Raw genomic sequence first — 18,513 nt, forward strand, 5'->3', positions numbered from 1 at the left:
CAAAAATAAAATCATTTTATACTTTTGTATAAGTTTACTTTACTTTTGTAAAAAGTGAGTTTATAATTTGATTCAAGAGGTGATGGTCGTGAAGAAAGATTTTGGTGATTCGATATCAAATAAGGTTTATGAATATCGTGTACTTGCCAGATTGTCTCAGCAAGAATTAGCGGAGAAAGTCGGGGTTTCCAAACAAACCATTTTCGTAATGGAAAAAGGAAATTATGTTCCGACTCTGCTGTTGGCTTTTCGAATTGCTGAATTTTTTAATGTTGATGTAAACGAAATTTTTACTTATGTGAAAGGAAATGATCAAAATGATAAGTAAGTTTTTCTCAGGTATCCATAACGCAATTTTTTCCCCTTTAAGGTCCTGGGCTGAACAATCTCCGGGAAATTGGAATATTCTCATCATTGTTGGTTTTTTACTAGTTTATGGTAGCGGGATTTTGGTCTATGTATTTTATAAAAAGCTTGGAAAAGACGACGAACGGACAAATAAAATCTATTTGAAAAGTAGTTCCTATATGCTGTGGGTCATTATTCTATGTGACATGATTTTTCCTAAAGATGATATGTGGACCATCTTTTTCTTGTACAAATATGCGCTGGCATTTTTAGCTGCTGGGATTTACCTATCGGTCCAATATAAAAAGGATTTTTCATAAGGAAAAACAGGGGAGTGAAACTCAGCCATGAGCGGAGGATTAGACAATACCTCCTTACAGACTGATGATAATCCCCCCTTAAGCCAGAGAGTGCTGAATTCCTATGTTAAAAAGCCGCCAACCTGCTGAATGATGATTGGCGGCTTTTTTATAAGCTGTGGTGCAACTTATGATATTCAGTGGTGCATTACACGATATTGGATGGCGAAAAAGATGGTTAGCGTGGTGAAATCGGTCGATAATATTTACTTGGTCAAAAACAACTTCCTCACGGGCGTACTTTTCAATTACAGCCCTAAATTGTTCGACTCGTGGGGAGTAGACATACTAAAACACCAAGGGCGTCAAACCCTTGGTATCTCTGGTATGCAGCCGAGAGAACTTGAACCTCGGCGGGTTGCCCCCACTAGCCACTCAATATAAAGTGGAAGCTGATCACGATTTATGAAAGCTTGTTTTCATTGGATCTCTTAACACCTATTACATAAAATTTCATTGTTTTTTAAGGAGTAAGCTTTTCAAACGAATTCCGTAGAGCTTACCAAAGTGGTCATTTTTGCTTTTTTAACATGGTCTATCCATGAGATTGATGACAAAAAAAGAGTATTCAATCCAACGATTTTTTATAATAGTTCTTCCAAGATTCGATTTCACTAATAATCACTATTGTCTTTTTTTTCGTTAATTCGAACTTCGACCGCTATCTTGGAGTTATTTTGCTCTTCGGCTGCGAAGATTTTAGAGAAAAATTAGCCGAAATAAAAGGAATACCTCACTTTACGAATGAAGTAACTGAGGAAATACTTTCAGGGTACAAATCAGATGGAATACATGCAAAAATCATTAATAGCGCATTAAAATAAAGCAGGCATATGCCTGCTTTAAAATTTATACTGGTTCAAATTCTATAACCTTGCTTTCCCTTTAATCCAGTGTTTTCCTATCAAAGCCTAAACAATCGTTTTCCCCACTCCGAGGAATACATTGGAATCCCAACTAAAAGACCGTCGCCTCTTAGTCACTCACATTAACAATGATTATAAAATGTCTCAAGGAACGATCAACAGCCGCTACCCCTGATTAAAGATGATCTGTTACCACACTGTTACGTTAGAACTTCCACTACTTTGATATCCCTCTGTCGCTAAGACTTGATAAGACCAAATACTACCCAGATTCATTCCATGACTCTTCCATGCTCTAACATGATTGCTGAAAGTGATTTTAGCGTTGCTTCCAGTTGGTCTCTTCGTCTGGCGAACACTCCAGTACTGCGTGAAAGTAGTTTTTTCGCCATCAATGGAAGGTGCATTATAACGTGTAGTTGTATATATGTCATATGTGCCCCCATCACTTTTTACAGTACCTTTATACGTTCCAGTAGGTCTATAAGTACCCCATGAATCCACTACATAATATTCTATGAGAGGTGCTCTCGTCCAACCATATAAAGCCAAATATCCATTGCCATTCGGCGCCCAAACTCCGGCATTATAGTTTATTGTCCTAGATGGCGAACCTGTAGTCCAACCTTTACCAACAACGAAATTTCCGGTATTAGACCAATTAACGCTGTAATTCCCGCCAGGCCCATTAACAGCGTTTACTGTTCCGCCGCCATCAGTCCAATTTTGCCAGTAGTCTGGACTAGCTGCAGAGGCGGTTGCCGAAAACAAGCTAATACTCATTAAAGCTGCCGTTAATCCAACTAAGAAATTCCTTTTAAACTTAAACATATGTTACCTCCTATAATAATTATTCTGACTTTGACATGAGGTAGCACTCGTATAGATTTAAAACATTATTAATTACTAATGCCAAAGTTTTTGATCGTTCCCTTCAATATAATATCACGAATTCATAAGTGAATATTAATAATATATGTAAAATAATTACAAAGACCTAAAAAATTACATTATAAGTTTTCTTGTAACACCATAGCCTTATCCTCTTTTCGCAGAATCACAATTCTTGTTTCTAAGTCAGATGGAGTAACATCTGGAATTAATGCCCATACAAATCATTTCGTATGAAGGAGATATACATTAGGGATTGTGAAGTTACGGACACCTTTTTCGCAACAAACAAAAGGAAATAGCTGATAAATTAGATGACTTACTTTAAATTAGTGGACACTTTTGGACACAAAAACACATTTTCATTGTAGAAACAAAAATACCAAGGGCGCTTAGACCCTTGGTATTCCTATAATGCGGCTGAGAGGACTTGAACCTCCACGGGGTTGCCCCCACTAGGCCCTCAATAAAGTGAAACTGTATCATCAGTTACAAAAGCCTGCCATTTCAAGTATTTGAAATCATTCTTTACACTCATTTGCATCATTTTAGGCACAAAATGGGCACTGTTTTTAGACTGGAAAGACATTGAATGATTGTTTTGTTATGCATATTTCACTGATGGCACATTCGTATTGCTAGACAATAAAAAAGGACACATATAAAAATATGCATCCTTTAAAAGGGAAGATTTCCTTACTTCCCAGTTTCAGAAAATATCTTCAACCTATCCCCTATTTCATCACGAACTCTTTGGAAAAACGCCCATTTCTTTTCCTCTGTGCCTTGTGCTTTTGCAGGGGCATCAAATCCCCAATGCTCACGCTTTACATGAGCAGGCGTCATCGGACATTTATCAGTTGCATCACCACAAAGTGTAACAACTAGATCAGCACTTTTTAAAATATCAGGGTCAATAATGTCTGATGTTTGGTGAGAGATGTCGATACCAACTTCTTTCATAGCTTTTGCAGCATTCGCATTTAATCCATGTGCTTCAATTCCGGCACTGTATACATTCCACTCATCTCCAAGGTATTTTTTGCCCCATCCTTCAGCCATTTGACTGCGACAAGAGTTTCCAGTACATAAAAAGTAAATTGTTTTCTTTGACATTTTCATCTTCTCCTTAAAAGTTTAATGAATAATCAAAAGCCAAATATAAAGACCAACAAGTGTAATAAATAGTGTTGGGATTGTTAAGATAATTCCTGTTTTAAAGTATGTTCCCCAAGAAATTTTTACGCCTTTTTGATAAAACATGTAACCATAAAAGTATAGCTAGTGAACCAATTGGTGTTATTTTAGGTCCTAAATCAGAGCCAATCACATTTGCATATATTAATGCTTCTTTCATTATCCCATGTGCATCTGTGCCGGCAATCGCTAATGCATCGATCATAACGGTAGGCATATTATTCATAATGGAAGACAATATAGCTGCGATAAAGCCCATACCTATAGTGCCGACAAATAGCCCTTGGTTAGACGCTGCTTGGATAAGATTAGAGAGAACATCTGTTAAACCTGCATTTCGTAATCCATATACGACAACATACATACCTGCTAAGAAAAAAAACGATTGCCCATGGTGCGCCTTTAAGAACTTGCTTTGTATGAACTGCTGAACTCTTTTGCGCCATCGCGAGAAATAAGATAGCAATAACACCAGCTATAATAGAAACAGGTATCGAGAATAGTTCACTTACAAAGTTGCCAATTAACAGAATTCCTAAAACAACCCAAGAAATACGAAACATCTTTTGATCTTTTATGGCTTCGACAGGCATTTTGACTTCAGAAAGATCATAATGTCTTGGAATGCTTTTTCTAAAGAAAAGGTAAAGAACAATGATACTCGCAGCAAGCGAGAACAGATTTGGAACAATCATTCTGGATGCATATTCAATGAATCCAATGTGAAAGAAATCTGCAGATACAATATTGACAAGGTTACTGACAACCAGCGGTAATGATGTAGTATCTGCTATGAACCCACTTGCCATAATAAATGGAAAAACTAATTTCTCTTGAAAATTTAAAGCTCGAACCATAGCCAAAACAATTGGAGTTAAGATAAGAGCAGCGCCATCATTCGCAAAAAAAGCTGCAACAATAGCTCCTAATATCGTCACATAAACAAACATCAGCACACCATTACCTTTAGTTGCTTTAGCCATATGTAAGGCTGCCCATTCAAAAAATCCTATATTATCGAGAATTAGGGAAATAATGATAATCGCAATAAATGCTAATGTTGCATTCCAAACAGTTCCCGTTACATCTATAACATCTTGAAAGTTAACAACTCCTGCGATTAGAGCTAATACAGCACCTCCGCAAGCTGACCATCCAATGGATAAATTTCTTGGCTGCCAGATGACAAAAACAAGAGTCAGCACAAATATAAATCCAGCTAAAATTGTCGATAACAACTTAGAATCTCCTAACGACAGGAAACCTGAGTTTCTTTTTCTTTAATTGACTGTAACAACTTATCGTGACAATCAATCTTATTAAGAATAGATAGCATCAAATCATACTCTGGACAAGATTGATTTATAGAATAAAAACGCCATTGCCCTTTTTTCGTTTCATGAATAAGACCCGCTTTTTTTAATTTACTAAGATGCTGGCTAATAGCTGGTTGACTCATTTGAAACATATCAACGAACTGACAAACACAGTATTCTTTACTTTGAAGAAGTTTCATTATTAGGAGCCTCGTTTGATCGCTTAAAATTTTTAAGCAATGTACTACTTTAACAGCTTCAAGATTATATTGAACAGTCATTTTTCTCTTCCCCCCTTTGCGTACATTTTATATATAAGTAAATGCTTATATAATTGAATTTTAATTTAAATATCAAAAAAATTGATTTATATCTTGTGTATCTTCTCTATCTCATTTATGATAATTACATCAAAATTATTTGATTAACGAACCGGGGGACTTATCATGTTACAAATACCAATAGAAAACAAGCAGTTGCTGGATACATTTGAACATTACGAAAAAAAGTTCAAAGCACTATCTGACACAAAAAGACTTCATTTATTACACATTCTTTGCAAACGTGGTTCTACATGTGTATGTGATTTAATTGATGAAATCCAGATGCCGCAATCTAAGTTATCTTATCATTTAAAAATTTTATTAGATGCAGGCTTAATTACAAAAGAGGCAAAAGGTACATGGAGTTATTATTCATTGAATGAAAAAGAAATAAATCATTTGCTTTCTGAAGAATTATGCTGCTTATTCCGCCCTTCTCGTTAGAAGGGAATTCTTTTTGAACTTACATCAAAAAAATTTGATTTATAGGAGGACTTATGATGAATAAGATATTACCAGTAGCTATCATTGGCGGAGGACCAGTAGGAATTGCCGCAGCAGCCCATCTTGTCAAAAGAAATGAAGCATTTATTTTGTTTGAATCAGGAAAAGAAATCGGAACCAATTTTTTAGATTACGGTCATGTACGATTGTTTTCTCCCTGGGAATATAATATAGACGAAGCAGCAAAGGAATTGTTATTGAAACATCACATCTCGCTTCCACCAAAAGACGAATTGCCCTTAGGAGAAGAAATTGTTTTTAAATACTTAAAACCATTATCCCAACTGCCCGAAATGAAACCTTATATTCATATGAACAGCCGTGTGCTTCATGTTGGAAAAAAAGGGTTCGATAAAGTGAAAACAAAAGGCAGAGATCAAGCCCCCTTTATCCTTCGAGTTAAAGTTGACAACAAAGAAGAGAAAATATATGAAGCAAAAGCAGTTATTGATGCTACAGGGACTTGGCAAAATCCAAACCCACTAAATGCAGAAGGGCTCATTACAGATAATGAAAAAAGAGTGTCTGACCAAATTTATTATGGAATTCCTGATGTTTTAAATCGGGATAAAGATCGTTATAAAAATAAGACCGTTGCAGTTGTAGGGAGTGGTCATTCAGCAATAAACACATTGTTAGATTTAACCCAATTAAAAGAGCAAACTGAAAATACGGAGATCATCTGGATATTAAGAAAACAGGACATTACAGAAGTTTTCGGAGGAGAAGGAAATGATCAGCTACCAGCTAGAGGTCAATTAGGCACAAGGTTGCGGAACGTCTTAAACAACGGTGAAATTAAAGCCTACCCTTCAATGTTCATTGAATCTATCTCACTCGCTTCTGGCGGAAAATTAAATATACTTGGTCACCGACAACAAGAACAAAAAATGATTAACAATATAGATGAGATTATCGCTAATACAGGGGCAAGACCAGATTTTCAGTTTTTAAAAGAAATCCGTCATACATTTGATTCCGCTTTAGAGTGTGTACCTGACTTAGCTGATTTAATCGATCCTAATATCCACAGCTGTGGAACTGTTCGACCGCATGGTGAAAAAGAATTAAGACAACCTGAGAAGAACTTCTATATTATTGGCTCAAAAAGTTATGGAAGAGCACCTACATTCTTATTAGCTACTGGCTATGAGCAGGCTCGTTCTGTTGTGGCTTATATTACTGGCGATAAGGAATCTGCGGAACGTGTGGAGTTAAAACTACCTGAAACAGGGGTTTGTAAATTAACACCAAAACCTTCTGCTGCTAAAACATCCTGTTGTTGTGATTAATATAAATACAGGTCTCTCTTTAGAGGCCTGTTTACTTTGTAAGTATTTTTTCCATTGCCATGACATCTACATAATGACCGTCAATTTTCCCCTGTTCTTTAAATATGCCAACTTCTCGATACCCCATTGAAGTATATAAGCCTTGCCCCAATTGATTAAAAGGAAATGTAAATAATACGATTTTATGAATGCCCGATTGAATGGCTTCTTTTTCGATACCCGATAAGAGAACTTTTCCTATACCTTTTCCTCGATGATTCCGATCCATATATATAGATAAATCAGCAACACCTTGATATGCGCAACGGTGAGAATATGGATTGAGAGAAACCCATCCCACTACACAATTGTTTATTTCAGCAACAAGAACTTTATATTTCTCACCGCGATTAGAAAACCAATTTGTCATATAATCCACATCTTTTTCTTCCACTTCTAATGTAGCAATCCGGTCAGCAATTCCTTGGTTATAAATATCTAATATTCTATTTACATCCGATCCTTTTGCAGTTCTCATAAGCAGCATCCCTTATCCCCTTTCTTTTTATATATTAATCAATTTTTTTTGATTAATCAAGTGTATAAATAATATCTATCCTCTAAAAGAACATAACAAAACAACAATAGGTGTTTCATGAACACCTTTATTCTAATAATTCAAAAAGATAATTCACTTTAGGTAAGTGGACAGTTTGTGGGCAGTAGACACTTTAAAAGTAAGCACAAAAAATACCAAGGGCGCTTAAACCCTTGGTATTCCTATGATGCGGCCGAGAGGACTTGAACCTCCACGGGGTTGCCCCCACTAGGCCCTCAACCTAGCGCGTCTGCCATTCCGCCACGACCGCATGATATGTTGTTTTTAAAGTGCGGGTGAAGGGACTCGAACCCCCACGCCGTAAAGACACTAGATCCTAAGTCTAGCGCGTCTGCCAATTCCGCCACACCCGCATAAAATGGTGAGCCATGAAGGACTCGAACCTTCGACCCTCTGATTAAAAGTCAGATGCTCTACCAACTGAGCTAATGGCTCAAATATAATGGCTGGGCTAGCTGGATTCGAACCAACGCATGACGGAGTCAAAGTCCGTTGCCTTACCGCTTGGCTATAGCCCAACATATGAGAAATGACCCGTACGGGATTCGAACCCGTGTTACCGCCGTGAAAGGGCGGTGTCTTAACCACTTGACCAACGGGCCATATGAAGTCAGCATCATATTTTCCTAATGGCGGAGAAGGAGGGATTTGAACCCTCGCGCCGCTTACGCGACCTACACCCTTAGCAGGGGCGCCTCTTCAGCCACTTGAGTACTTCTCCATTGGCTCCACAGGCAGGATTCGAACCTGCGACCGATCGGTTAACAGCCGATAGCTCTACCACTGAGCTACTGTGGAATGATCAGACTCATTTTATTATAAATATGTCGACAAAATGTGTCAAGAAGAACAATTTGTCTTTGTGGCTCGTCTTGCGACGGCTTTTATAATTTATCATAGACAAGCCTGATCAGTCAACCCTTTTTTATGATTTCTTTTATTTTCCCTCCGCACTTGCCGCAAACGTAACGGCTTGTATCCATTTTCCGCTTTCGAAGAAACGTTTGTCCGCATGCTTCGCACTTGTATGTGCGCACTTTTCTTTGCGGCTTTTTCTCTCCTGCGAGCGGCGTGCAGAATCGCGGCGCACCGACTTCCTTTAATAGCGTTCTAAAATCTTTGTCGCGGTGCTTGTAGCCTTTTCCTTCAAGATGGAGGTGGTAATGGCACAATTCATGCTTGATGATGCCTTCAAGCTCATTTTGCCCGTGCTCTGTCAGGTATTTTTTATTCAGTTCAATATTGTGGGAATTCAGCAAATACCTGCCTCCGGTCGTTTTCAGGCGGCTGTTGAAGTAAGCGCGGTGCCGGAACGGTTTTTTAAAATATGTGAGCGAAAGCTGTTCTGTCAGCTGCTGCAGTTGTTGTTCGTCCATTGCTTCGGTCCACCTCATTTTTAAAAACATTGAACAGGACAAATTCCGGGCGGCATAAACTAATACACAACACCCATACTCTTATGATAAGAGCCTGAGGAGGGATGAGCAATGCCGAATTGGCTCAAAAGCCAGATGCAGAGAGCTTTTTATGAAAAAGATCATTACCAGATTAAATTGCTGAATCAGTGCTGGTATTTTTACAGAAAAAAACACTGCTGATAGACAGTGTTCATCGGAGCCCGAACGGAATTTCTTCTGTTTCCTCATCATCTTCACCGGTCCTTTTATCATCTCACACAATGGCGCCCGTTACTCCCCAAATGGAGCTGACCGCCCGATTTCGGGGAGCATGGGCGAATGATTCTTCTGCGGATGGACGAGCCGTTTATTCTTTTCTTTTAAAGGGAAACCAGTTGGCTGAGCCGAAGATCCGAACCATCACAGGGACGAACAGCGGCAGCATGACGAATGCATACAGCAAGAGACCCGTCAGTATTAGGGTGGCGATTTGCAGAAGCGATAAAACGCCGGACGGCAGCATCGCCGCGAAGGTTCCCGCCAAAATGACAGCAGCTGAAATAATAACGGACCCCATATTTTTCATCGATTCCATCATCGCCGTTTTAATATCCGTTCCCCGATATTCGTTAAAGCGTTCCATCAGGAAGATCGAATAGTCCACACCAAGCGCCATTAAAATCACGAATCCAAAGAAAGGCACCGCCCAGTTGAGGCCGGGATAGCCGAAAAACGCCGTGAAAATAAACTCGGTTATACCGATGGACGCAAAGTACGTCAAGATCAACGATCCGACCAAATACACCGGCATGACAATAGAACGGAACAGCAGGACGAGGATCAGGAAAATTCCGATCATCATATAGATCACCGTGTTGCTGAAATCCTGGTCTGACAGCTGCTTCAGATCGGCATTGATGCTGGAAACGCCGCCGACGCCAAATGATGCATCGTTCAAATGCGTATCGGGAAGAGCCCGTTTTACGGACGCTTCAATATCTTTAACATTAGCAATTGCTCCGTTTCCGTACGGATTGCCTTCCAATATCACATCGATCGTCGTGATATGGCGGTCGTCTGACATATAGGAATTAAACACCTGCTGAAACTGCTTGTTTTTCAGGACTTCTTTAGGGACAAACCAGCCGGACATTTCTTGATCCGATGCGTTTTTCAGCTGATCCAGGTAGTCGCCTGCCCCCATCAGACCGCTTGAAATTTTTTCGAGGCCGTCCACGCTTGAATTCAAACCTTTTGTTAATTGATCGAGCTGGCCGGCGAATTCTCCGACTTTTTCCTTCATCTGCTTTTGGCCTTCAGCGACATCGCCCGCTCCTGATTCGAGCTTAGGCAGCGAATCGGCGAGCTGTCCCTGCCCCTTCGATGTCTCTTCAAGTCCTTTTTCGATTTGGCCGAGGCCGTTGATCAGAGCATCGATTTTGCTTGTGTATACTTTTTGCTCTTCCTGCGCTTTTGCGATAAATGCATCTGCTGCTTCAAGCTGCTTTTTCGCGTTTGCCGCCTGCTTCGTGTAAACGGCCGCTTTCTGTGATCCCTGCTTGATTGCCGATGCAAGCTCTGTGTAAGAGCCTTTGATCGCTAAATAAGAAGGATTCTCCTTCACTTCGGGAATTTCGCTTTCAAGATTTTTGAAATTTTGATTTGTCTGCTCGATCATCTTTTGCACGTCAGCCGTTATGCCTTGGGCACTTTCTGCTTGTGACAATGCTGCTTTCAAGACTTTCGATATTTCTTTGTAGTTTTCGATTTGTCCATTTAATTGATCGACCTGCGCCGTCAGCTGTTTTTTCGCAGCTTGAATTTCTTTTTTCGCCCGGGCGACGCCTTCTTTGCTTTGGTCTGTACCGTCCTTCAGCTTTCTCATATTGGCTTCAACGTCGCTGATGCCGGCTTTAATCGATTCGGTTCCTTTGATCAGCTGATTGATTCCTTTTCCGGACGCTTCGATTTGCGGCTTCTGATCCGCGATCGACTTGCTCGCCTCGGCAAGCCCGTCTTTGATCTTTTTCAGACCTTTATTGCCGCTCTCAAGCCCTTTATTCAGTTCGTTTGCCTGTGTTTTGACATACAGGTCGCTCAGTCCTTTTCCGACCGGACGGGTCGCACTGCGAACTTTGCTGACGCCATTTGTCTGTTCAATGGCGCGGCTGATTTTTTCAATTGCGATCAGCCCGTCATTGGTATCGAGCGCATCCGATGTTTTGAGGACGACCGTGACCGGTAAAGATTCCCCAGGCCCGAACTTGTCGGAGATGGTGTTGAATGCACTGACGGATTCGTATTGATCTCCGATTTCATCAAGGTTGTTGTAGGAAAGCGTTCCTTTATACATTAAGATCGGCGGAACGGCCACGGCCGCTACGATCAACAGACTGATCAGCGGCTTACTGAATGCGAAACGGCCGGCGGTTTCCCATAGTTTTGACTGCGGATGCCCGATATTCCCTCTGACGGGCCAAAACAGCACTTTTCCCAAAACAGCCATAAAAAACGGCACGATCGTCAAAAGCGCCAAAATCAAGACTGCGACACCAACCGCTACTGCGACCGCAGATTTGTAAAGCTGGAATTCGGCGAAGCCGATGCAAGTAAAACCGATCAAAACGGCGAATCCGCTGAACAGAACGGTTTTTCCCGCCGTTTTATACGTTGTCAGGATAGCTTCAATCTTGTCTTTCCCGTGGGCAAGCTCTTCCTTAAAACGGCTTAAAAGAAGAATGCAGTAATCCGTCCCGATTCCGAACATGATCGCCACCATGAAAATTTGCGTAAACGTGGACAGCGGAAAATCAGCGTATTCGACAAGATAGGCGACGACGGACTGGCTCACAAGGTAGGAAAGCGCGACCGCCAAAAGCGGGACAAAAGGCGCAACCGCAGAACGGAAGACGAGAATCAATACGATTAAAATAAAACCGACCGTGATATATTCGGTCTTCTTCAGGCCTTCCTGTGAACTTGTTATAACATCATCATCGATGAGCGGCTGTCCGGTCATCTCGTAGTCAAGCTTTAAAGGTTTGAGCTTTTCATTTACCTTTGCTTTAAAATCGGCCGCACTGATTTTGTTCGCATCAAATGTGACAGGTACAAGCAGCGTCGTTCGATCCTTTGACAACAGCTGCTTTTGAATATCCTCCTCCGCGTCAAAGTATGATGTAATATCTGAAACGTGAAGGGAGGAATCCTTTTCTAAAATGGTGATCGCTTTTTTTAAAGCCGCCTCTCGGTTCGGCAGGAGCTGTTTGTCCTGAAATACGACGACAACCGATTTGTCCGTATCCTCGTCTTTTGACATTTGTTCGAGAAGCTTGTTCGCGTAAGAAGACGGATAGCCTTCAGGGACCGCTATCTGGCCCTTCTCCTTTGTTAATTGCCCCATATCGGGCGCCGTGATGAATAAGACGGCGGCCATTGCAATCCAGAGCGCCGCAATAATCCATCTCGCCTTTATAATCGTTCTCATTGACGTTTTATTCCTCCTCTATGAGCTGTGCGGGTTTTTCATTAAAAAAAGACGGCTGGTTGCTGCCGTCAGACAAAACATTCGTGTTTTGCTGATCAACATGAAAGCCGTCGTACTTTTTATATCGGCTTTCTAATACATTAGTAAATTGTTCTTTTGAAACTCCAATTTCCTATTTCACGGCCGAATCGCTTAAGGGGAAATGCACTAAATTCATCGAATCCGTTCTTTTTGTAAAACGATCGATTTAAATTCGTGTTGGTGATTAAAGCGAGGATCCCGCCTCCGTTTCTTCGGATGAAAGGGACCAGGCAGTCATTGATCATCTTGCTGCCGAAACTTTTGCCCTGATGGAAGCGGGAGACCCCCAGCGCCTCCAAATACCATTTCTGCTGTTTGATGCCCTTGTACGATCTTTTCGCCTCTTCCGCCACATTCACCATATTCCATACCGCGGAAAGGCCCCCTTTTATAAATAACTTTATTCCTCCGGCTGATATATAATCCATCACTCCAACGTCTGGATCATCCCGATGTTTTAAGAGGGCCGCGGTGACGATTTCACCATTCACAACACCGATAAAGCACCCCCGCCTATTTATATATGCCTGAGTGATGACTTTATGCAGCTCATAAAAGAATTCGGGGTTTTTCTTTTCGGGTCTTACAAGCAAATCCATAAACGGATAGTTGTCAAAAGACTCATGAAACAGTTGTGCCACCTCGTCCAAGTGATCAGTTGAAGCCAGACGATATTGAATCATTGAAAACCTCCTCGAAAATATGAACAGCTATTGATTAATAAACACATGTTCATTATAATTTGAAGCAAAAGCGATGTTCAATCGGCAATCGTGATTGAGCTGTTCACTAATGAACAACACATGAAAATTTGTCTATAAACGGAGGGCAAAACGATGGAGGACAGAAGATCAATCAAGACGAAAAGAGCGATAAAAGAGGCTTTTTTAAAACTGCTCCATGAGAAAGAAATCAATAAAATCACCGTTTCTGATTTATCGAGGCGCGCGGATTTAGGACGCGGAACCTTTTATCTTCATTATAAAGATATTTTTGACTTGTATGAACAAATAGAAAATGAATTGTTTGATCAGCTGGGGAGATTTTACGATGATTATTTTCCGAGCGAAGATCCGCACAATTTGCTCACCTTCATCGAAAAAACGACCGAATATATTTATCAAAACGCTGCGATTTTCACTTTATTGACGAAACCGAAAGGAAACATTTTGACCATCAATAAATTTAAAGACTTTTTCCAGAGGAAAATTTTTGAAGAATTGAGCATGATAGAGCAATCGGAAAACGAGGTTACATGTGATGAAATGGAAATATCATTTGTCGTCTCGGGAGTGGTCGGCGTTTTGGAGGAATGGATCAATGAAGGGATGGTTCAGACGCCGGCTCATGTGGCTGGCGTCATCCACCGCATTCTGTTAAAAATCGGAGTGTAAAAGATCAGCCCGCCGGAGAAACAAAGCTCCGGCAAGCTGGACTATCGATCCCTCACCATTGATAAGGATACCCTTCCTTTTGCGGCATCGACATCTTCCACCCATACGGTAACAATGTCTCCGACCGATACCACGTCAAGCGGATGCTTGACGAAGGAATGGCTGAGCTTGGAAATGTGGACGAGCCCGTCCTGTTTCACGCCGATGTCGACAAATGCCCCGAAGTCAACGACGTTCCGCACTGTCCCCTGCAGTTCCATCCCTTCTTTTAAGTCCTCCAATTGAAGCACATCGGTTTTTAAGAGCGGTTTAGGGACTTCATCCCTCGGATCGCGCTCAGGCCTTGTCAGCTGGGCGCAAATGTCTTTCAGAGTGATTTCCCCGATTCCAAGCTGTTCAGCTGCTTCGGAAATATTCAGTTCGTTGATTTTGTCCTGAAGCTCTCTTGTACCGATGTCGGCTGTTGATAGGCCGAGCTTTTTCAGAAGCTCTCTCGTCTCCTTATAGCTCTCAGGGTGGATGCCTGTGCGGTCGAGCGGTTCACCGCCGTCAGGCACCCTTAAAAAGCCGATGCATTGCTCATACGTTTTCGCGCCCAGGCGTGGAATGTCTTTCAGCTCTTTCCTGCTCGTGAATTTTCCGATTTCATCCCGCTTTTTGACGATGTTGGCCGCGACTGTTTTCGATAGTCCGGCTACATATTGCAAGAGCGCGGCTGACGCCGTATTCACGTTGACGCCGACTTGGTTGACGACGGTTTCCACCACGAAGCGGAGCGAGTCGTTTAGTTTTTTCTGGCTGACATCGTGCTGGTACTGGCCGACACCGACCGACTTGGGATCGATTTTGACGAGTTCGGCGAGCGGGTCCTGGAGTCTGCGTGCGATCGACACGGCGCTCCGTTCTTCAACCTGCAGATCCGGGAATTCTTCCCTCGCAAGCTCTGATGCCGAGTAGACGCTGGCTCCCGCTTCATTGACGATCAGATAGTACACCTTTCTGTCAATGTCCTTCAAAAGATCGGCGATAAATTGTTCCGTCTCTCTTGATGCCGTCCCGTTCCCGATGGCGATGACCTCAATTTGAAAATCTTCGATGATGCGTTTCACTTTTTCAATGGCCGCGCTTTTTTTATTGACGGGAGGGTGCGGATATATGACATCGATTTTGAGCATCTTTCCCGTCTCATCGACAACTGCAAGCTTGCAGCCCGTGCGGAATGCCGGATCGACGCCGAGAACGAGCTTTCCTTTCATCGGCGGCTGCAGCAGCAGCTTGCGCAGATTCTCGGCAAAAATGTGAATCGCTTGATCTTCCGCCTTTTCCGTCAATTCTTTTCTGATTTCTCTTTCGATGGACGGCTGAATGAGGCGCTTATAGCCGTCTTCGATTGCGCTTTTCAGCACATCTTGAGCACTTGTTTGCTTGTGTTGTAAAATTCGTTTTTCCAAGTAAGCTTGAATGCGGTCTGCCGGCGGCTCGACCGACACTCTCAAAATCTCCTCTTTTTCGCCGCGGTTAACCGCAAGCACGCGATGAGGAACGATTTTTTGAATCGGCTCTTCATATTCATAATACATTTCATAGATTTTCTTCTCATCAGCTTCGGCGTCTCTCACCGCGGATTTCAGCGTTCCTCTTTTAAAAGTCTCCTGCCGGATCCACTTTCTGTATTCCGGTTCGTCTGAGATCCGTTCAGCCAGTATGTTTTTTGCTCCTTCAAGCGCTTCTTCGGCGCTCATGACTTCCTTTTCTTCATTTATGTACTTGCGTGCTTCGGCTATTACGTCTTCGTTGCGCGGGAGCGAGATGATGAAATCAGCCAAAGGTTCAAGGCCTTTGCTTTTGGCGATCGTCGCCTTCGTTTTTCGTTTTTGTTTAAATGGTCTGTATAAGTCTTCAACTTCCTGGAGCTTGTCCGCTTTTTCGATATCGAGCTTCAGCTGTCCGGTCAGCTTACCCTGTTCGTCGATCAGCCGGATGACTTCGTCTTTCCGCTGATTTAAATGCTGGATGTATCCCCAGCGTTCGGAGATTGTTTGAATTTGGACTTCATCCATGGAGCCCGTTTGTTCTTTGCGGTATCTCGCGATAAAGGGAACGGTGTTTCCGTCCTCTAACAATTGAATGACACTCTCGACATGCTTTGACGCAAGCCCTGTTTCTTTTGCGATTTGTTTGACGATTAACGCTAAAGTATCCATTGTAGCCTCCAAAAGAATGTTGTCTTCTTAGTGTACCAAAACAAACAGAAAAACACCTATATCAAAGGGCAGCTTCTTTAAAAAAGCTGTCCGATGATATAGGTGAGATCGTCTTTTCCCATTAGTGTGTATGATTCTAGCTGATTCGATATATCTCCAGGTGTGTGGTGCTGTTTTAAATAAGACCGGAGAGCGGGTACTTCCAATCCGTCTGAATACATGATGAATCTTGACCCTTTTTCATACGTGTAGGTGAATGTTTTGTATGTTTGCGGCTTTCCCGACATGTATCCCGTCACAGGGAGAGGGTGGATATATTTGTCCGAAGGAGCGTACAAGATAAAGCGGATATTGCCTACAGAGCTGTAAGCAATCGTTCTTGTTCGAAAATCGGCTTTTAAAATCGCCACAGTTGCGCCGCGCTTATGTTTCAGCTCTTGATTGCACCGTTCCATCAAGCTTGCGACTTCTTCATGACCGTGCTCTTCGACAACTTCGCTGATAACCGCGGAGGATTCTTGTGCCATCGCACCGCTGCCAAGCCCGTCGGCCAGCGCGCACACCATAGTTTCGTCAGTCGCATGGAAATAAAAACTGTCTCCGCAGACGGCTTTTCCTTCTTTAGGAAGCTGATAAACAAGCGCTTGCATATGTTCATTCGACTCAGTCCAAATCATGGTTTAAGCTCCATAAACGGATCTTCAGCCAACGCTTCCCGCAGCTTTTTGACAGCTTTGCGCTGCAGACGTGAGACGTGCATTTGCGATATGCCCAGCATGTCACCGGTTTCTTTTTGGCTTTTGTTTTGAATGTAAGTCAGCTCAATGATTTGCTTTTCGCGGTCGGACAGTACGTGCAATACGCTTTCAAGCATCAGCTTTTGGTTCACCTTTTCATAGCCTTCCTCCTGCGAGCCGACGATGTCGAGGATCGTCACCGTGCTGCCGTCTGCATCCGCTTCAATGCTGTGGTCGACGGAAAGCGCCTGATAGCTTTTGCCCATCTCCATTGTTTCCAGCACTTCTTCTTCTGTGACGTCAAGAAACTCGGCAATCTCATCGACTTTTGGGGACCTTTGCGTTTCATTCGTTAAATGATCCACCGCCATTTTAATTCTCGGCCCGAGCTCCTTGATCCTTCTCGGAACGTGGACGCTCCAGGTTTTATCACGGAGAAACCGTTTGATTTCTCCGATAATGGTCGGAATCGCAAACGCTTCAAACGATTTTCCCACATCGGGATCATAGCGTTTGATGGCTCCAAGCAATCCGAGCATCCCAACCTGGCATAAATCTTCATGAAAGCTTTTTCCTTTTGAGTATTTTTTGGCGAGTGTTTCCACCAGATTTTTATATGTCTGAACAAGGGTCAGCTGAGCGTCTTCATCCTGGCTATCCTGATATTTTTTGATCAGCGTGTCGACTTCGGTTTTAGTTAGTTTCGTAGTTTTGGACGGTTGTGCCATCATCAACTCGCTCCCTGTTTAAGAACTTTGTCATCGAGACGGTTACGCCTGAGTCAATCTGGACACGCACTTCATCCATGAGCGTCTCCATTAAATATAAACCGAGCCCTCCTTCTGACAATTGATCTACCGTATGTTCAGGGGAATATGGCCCCAGCCCTTTCTGTTTATCGTGAATGTCAAAACTGTCTCCCTGATCTGCGACGATGATTTCGAGGCGGTCTTCAAACACGCCGAATCTGACGGAGACCTCTCCAGTTTTGTCTGCTTTATAAGCATGCTGCACAGCGTTTGTGCACGCTTCGCTGACCGCAATTTTCAAATCTTCGATGTCATCATAAGAATACCCCATCTTGCTTGCAATCCCCGACAGGGTTAAACGAATGATTCCTACGTATTCAGGTTTGGCAGGTGACTTCATTTCAATGTAATCAGCTGCTCTCTTCATTATAATCCACCCTCTGACTTTCCAGAAATATCAATGATGTCCTTTAAGCCTGTAATATCAAACAAACGGATCAAACGCTCTGACAGATTTTCAAGCACTAAAGAACCCCCAGTTCTGTTTACCGCTTTGTAAATGCCGACAAATACACCCAGCCCTGTACTGTCCATATATGAAACGTCTTTCAGAGAAACTTTGAGATCTTTTCCTTCTTCCGCGAGCGGCATCAGCTCATCCCGCAATGCCGGAGCCGTATGCACATCAATTTCGCCCGCCACTTTTACTTCTATCACATGATCATTTTTTTTCGTATCAACTGCCAAATTCACAATATCACCTCTGGTTC

18 protein-coding genes, 7 tRNA genes and 2 pseudogenes are annotated in these 18,513 nt (G+C 42.3%); 6 read left to right on the top strand and 21 right to left on the bottom strand.

Annotation, left to right across the window (positions count from 1 at the left end; all coding sequences use genetic code 11):
• The first annotated feature begins 82 nt into the window (after positions 1 to 82).
• Together LQ247_RS05540 and LQ247_RS05545 are read left to right on the top strand one after the other, a co-directional pair.
• Positions 83 to 328, top strand: coding sequence for a helix-turn-helix transcriptional regulator (locus tag LQ247_RS05540; protein WP_041817157.1), 246 nt, complete (start codon positions 83 to 85; stop codon positions 326 to 328).
• Positions 318 to 668 carry a hypothetical protein gene (locus LQ247_RS05545; protein ID WP_020450274.1) on the top strand — a complete coding sequence of 117 codons (351 nt, stop codon included), beginning with the start codon at positions 318 to 320 and terminating at the stop codon, positions 666 to 668. The genes LQ247_RS05540 and LQ247_RS05545 overlap by 11 nt, the downstream gene beginning before the upstream one ends.
• 237 nt (positions 669 to 905) lie before the next feature.
• On the opposite strand, the pseudogene LQ247_RS05550 reads toward LQ247_RS05545, so the two are convergent.
• From LQ247_RS05550 to LQ247_RS05570, 5 genes and pseudogenes are all read right to left on the bottom strand, one after another.
• A pseudogene (locus LQ247_RS05550) lies at positions 906 to 986 on the bottom strand (hypothetical protein); the annotation flags it as partial.
• Between the two features lie 776 nt (positions 987 to 1,762).
• Complete coding sequence (locus LQ247_RS05555; RefSeq protein WP_035337139.1) at positions 1,763 to 2,404, bottom strand: glycoside hydrolase family 11 protein; 642 nt, start codon at positions 2,402 to 2,404, stop codon at positions 1,763 to 1,765.
• A 756-nt stretch (positions 2,405 to 3,160) separates the two neighbouring features.
• A complete protein-coding gene (gene arsC / locus LQ247_RS05560; RefSeq protein ID WP_035337141.1) occupies positions 3,161 to 3,580 on the bottom strand; it encodes an arsenate reductase (thioredoxin) in 420 nt (139 codons plus the stop codon).
• A gap of 21 nt (positions 3,581 to 3,601) precedes the next feature.
• A pseudogene (locus LQ247_RS05565) lies at positions 3,602 to 4,899 on the bottom strand (arsenic transporter).
• Between the two features lie 11 nt (positions 4,900 to 4,910).
• Positions 4,911 to 5,258 carry an ArsR/SmtB family transcription factor gene (locus LQ247_RS05570; RefSeq protein ID WP_035337143.1) on the bottom strand — a complete coding sequence of 116 codons (348 nt, stop codon included), beginning with the start codon at positions 5,256 to 5,258 and terminating at the stop codon, positions 4,911 to 4,913.
• 165 nt (positions 5,259 to 5,423) lie between these two features.
• Between LQ247_RS05570 and LQ247_RS05575 the strand changes: the two genes are divergently transcribed.
• Both LQ247_RS05575 and LQ247_RS05580 read left to right on the top strand, forming a co-directional pair.
• Positions 5,424 to 5,744 (top strand): ArsR/SmtB family transcription factor, encoded by a 321-nt coding sequence (locus LQ247_RS05575; protein WP_231005690.1) that lies wholly within the window; start codon positions 5,424 to 5,426, stop codon positions 5,742 to 5,744.
• 53 nt (positions 5,745 to 5,797) lie between these two features.
• A complete protein-coding gene (locus LQ247_RS05580) occupies positions 5,798 to 7,096 on the top strand; it encodes an NAD(P)-binding domain-containing protein (RefSeq protein ID WP_231005693.1) in 1,299 nt (432 codons plus the stop codon).
• 31 nt (positions 7,097 to 7,127) lie between these two features.
• On the opposite strand, the gene LQ247_RS05585 is transcribed toward LQ247_RS05580, so the two are convergent.
• The 9 genes from LQ247_RS05585 to LQ247_RS05625 all read right to left on the bottom strand — a co-directional run bounded on the left by LQ247_RS05585 (position 7,128) and on the right by LQ247_RS05625 (position 9,070).
• Entirely contained in the window at positions 7,128 to 7,622 is a 495-nt protein-coding gene (locus tag LQ247_RS05585) for an arsinothricin resistance N-acetyltransferase ArsN1 family A (protein ID WP_035337146.1), read from the bottom strand.
• 239 nt (positions 7,623 to 7,861) lie between these two features.
• Positions 7,862 to 7,944: transfer RNA gene (locus tag LQ247_RS05590), tRNA-Leu, on the bottom strand.
• Positions 7,945 to 7,964: 20 nt separating this feature from the next.
• Positions 7,965 to 8,047, bottom strand: a tRNA-Leu gene (locus LQ247_RS05595).
• Positions 8,048 to 8,053: 6 nt separating this feature from the next.
• Positions 8,054 to 8,129, bottom strand: a tRNA-Lys gene (locus LQ247_RS05600).
• A gap of 8 nt (positions 8,130 to 8,137) precedes the next feature.
• Positions 8,138 to 8,212 (bottom strand) — tRNA-Gln (locus LQ247_RS05605).
• Between the two features lie 12 nt (positions 8,213 to 8,224).
• Positions 8,225 to 8,296: transfer RNA gene (locus LQ247_RS05610), tRNA-Glu, on the bottom strand.
• Positions 8,297 to 8,324: 28 nt separating this feature from the next.
• Positions 8,325 to 8,415: transfer RNA gene (locus LQ247_RS05615), tRNA-Ser, on the bottom strand.
• Positions 8,416 to 8,417: 2 nt separating this feature from the next.
• Positions 8,418 to 8,492, bottom strand: a tRNA-Asn gene (locus LQ247_RS05620).
• A 116-nt stretch (positions 8,493 to 8,608) separates the two neighbouring features.
• A complete protein-coding gene (locus LQ247_RS05625) occupies positions 8,609 to 9,070 on the bottom strand; it encodes a SprT family protein (RefSeq protein ID WP_023857851.1) in 462 nt (153 codons plus the stop codon).
• 111 nt (positions 9,071 to 9,181) lie between these two features.
• Between LQ247_RS05625 and cmpA the strand changes: the two genes are divergently transcribed.
• Complete coding sequence (gene cmpA / locus LQ247_RS05630) at positions 9,182 to 9,292, top strand: cortex morphogenetic protein CmpA (RefSeq protein WP_023857852.1); 111 nt, start codon at positions 9,182 to 9,184, stop codon at positions 9,290 to 9,292.
• Positions 9,293 to 9,458: 166 nt separating this feature from the next.
• Here cmpA and LQ247_RS05635 read toward each other — a convergent pair whose 3' ends face one another.
• Together LQ247_RS05635 and LQ247_RS05640 are read right to left on the bottom strand one after the other, a co-directional pair.
• Positions 9,459 to 12,578 (bottom strand): MMPL family transporter, encoded by a 3,120-nt coding sequence (locus tag LQ247_RS05635; RefSeq protein ID WP_231005696.1) that lies wholly within the window; start codon positions 12,576 to 12,578, stop codon positions 9,459 to 9,461.
• Between the two features lie 140 nt (positions 12,579 to 12,718).
• Complete coding sequence (locus LQ247_RS05640; protein WP_035337151.1) at positions 12,719 to 13,342, bottom strand: GNAT family N-acetyltransferase; 624 nt, start codon at positions 13,340 to 13,342, stop codon at positions 12,719 to 12,721.
• A 153-nt stretch (positions 13,343 to 13,495) separates the two neighbouring features.
• Between LQ247_RS05640 and LQ247_RS05645 the strand changes: the two genes are divergently transcribed.
• Positions 13,496 to 14,053, top strand: coding sequence for a TetR/AcrR family transcriptional regulator (locus LQ247_RS05645; RefSeq protein WP_020450267.1), 558 nt, complete (start codon positions 13,496 to 13,498; stop codon positions 14,051 to 14,053).
• 41 nt (positions 14,054 to 14,094) lie between these two features.
• Here LQ247_RS05645 and LQ247_RS05650 read toward each other — a convergent pair whose 3' ends face one another.
• The 5 genes from LQ247_RS05650 to LQ247_RS05670 form a co-directional block, all read right to left on the bottom strand.
• Positions 14,095 to 16,257 (bottom strand): Tex family protein, encoded by a 2,163-nt coding sequence (locus LQ247_RS05650; protein ID WP_231005697.1) that lies wholly within the window; start codon positions 16,255 to 16,257, stop codon positions 14,095 to 14,097.
• A gap of 77 nt (positions 16,258 to 16,334) precedes the next feature.
• A complete protein-coding gene (locus LQ247_RS05655) occupies positions 16,335 to 16,934 on the bottom strand; it encodes a PP2C family serine/threonine-protein phosphatase (RefSeq protein WP_035337155.1) in 600 nt (199 codons plus the stop codon).
• A complete protein-coding gene (gene sigB / locus LQ247_RS05660) occupies positions 16,931 to 17,722 on the bottom strand; it encodes an RNA polymerase sigma factor SigB (protein WP_023857858.1) in 792 nt (263 codons plus the stop codon). Before sigB ends, LQ247_RS05655 begins: the two co-directional genes overlap by 4 nt.
• Positions 17,688 to 18,170 (bottom strand): anti-sigma B factor RsbW, encoded by a 483-nt coding sequence (gene rsbW, locus LQ247_RS05665; protein ID WP_020450263.1) that lies wholly within the window; start codon positions 18,168 to 18,170, stop codon positions 17,688 to 17,690. Before rsbW ends, sigB begins: the two co-directional genes overlap by 35 nt.
• Positions 18,170 to 18,496, bottom strand: a complete 327-nt coding sequence (locus LQ247_RS05670; protein WP_020450262.1) for an anti-sigma factor antagonist — start codon at positions 18,494 to 18,496, stop codon at positions 18,170 to 18,172. The genes rsbW and LQ247_RS05670 overlap by 1 nt, the downstream gene beginning before the upstream one ends.
• Between the last annotated feature and the right edge of the window lie 17 nt (positions 18,497 to 18,513).

It is taken from the genome of Bacillus sp. BS3(2021) (assembly GCF_021043345.1).
GTDB lineage: Bacteria > Bacillota > Bacilli > Bacillales > Bacillaceae > Bacillus > Bacillus paralicheniformis.

Coding starts and splice junctions, on each gene's coding strand:
- LQ247_RS05640 (WP_035337151.1), bottom strand. CDS start 13,342: ATGATTCAATATCGTCTGGCTTCAACTGATCACTTGGACGAGGTGGCA.
- LQ247_RS05580 (WP_231005693.1), top strand. CDS start 5,798: ATGATGAATAAGATATTACCAGTAGCTATCATTGGCGGAGGACCAGTA.
- rsbW (WP_020450263.1), bottom strand. CDS start 18,170: ATGAAGAGAGCAGCTGATTACATTGAAATGAAGTCACCTGCCAAACCT.
- sigB (WP_023857858.1), bottom strand. CDS start 17,722: ATGGCACAACCGTCCAAAACTACGAAACTAACTAAAACCGAAGTCGAC.
- LQ247_RS05555 (WP_035337139.1), bottom strand. CDS start 2,404: ATGTTTAAGTTTAAAAGGAATTTCTTAGTTGGATTAACGGCAGCTTTA.
- LQ247_RS05655 (WP_035337155.1), bottom strand. CDS start 16,934: ATGATTTGGACTGAGTCGAATGAACATATGCAAGCGCTTGTTTATCAG.
- LQ247_RS05545 (WP_020450274.1), top strand. CDS start 318: ATGATAAGTAAGTTTTTCTCAGGTATCCATAACGCAATTTTTTCCCCT.
- cmpA (WP_023857852.1), top strand. CDS start 9,182: ATGCCGAATTGGCTCAAAAGCCAGATGCAGAGAGCTTTTTATGAAAAA.
- LQ247_RS05575 (WP_231005690.1), top strand. CDS start 5,424: ATGTTACAAATACCAATAGAAAACAAGCAGTTGCTGGATACATTTGAA.
- LQ247_RS05650 (WP_231005697.1), bottom strand. CDS start 16,257: ATGGATACTTTAGCGTTAATCGTCAAACAAATCGCAAAAGAAACAGGG.
- LQ247_RS05540 (WP_041817157.1), top strand. CDS start 83: ATGGTCGTGAAGAAAGATTTTGGTGATTCGATATCAAATAAGGTTTAT.
- LQ247_RS05635 (WP_231005696.1), bottom strand. CDS start 12,578: ATGAGAACGATTATAAAGGCGAGATGGATTATTGCGGCGCTCTGGATT.
- LQ247_RS05585 (WP_035337146.1), bottom strand. CDS start 7,622: ATGCTGCTTATGAGAACTGCAAAAGGATCGGATGTAAATAGAATATTA.
- LQ247_RS05625 (WP_023857851.1), bottom strand. CDS start 9,070: ATGGACGAACAACAACTGCAGCAGCTGACAGAACAGCTTTCGCTCACA.
- LQ247_RS05570 (WP_035337143.1), bottom strand. CDS start 5,258: ATGACTGTTCAATATAATCTTGAAGCTGTTAAAGTAGTACATTGCTTA.
- LQ247_RS05645 (WP_020450267.1), top strand. CDS start 13,496: ATGGAGGACAGAAGATCAATCAAGACGAAAAGAGCGATAAAAGAGGCT.
- arsC (WP_035337141.1), bottom strand. CDS start 3,580: ATGTCAAAGAAAACAATTTACTTTTTATGTACTGGAAACTCTTGTCGC.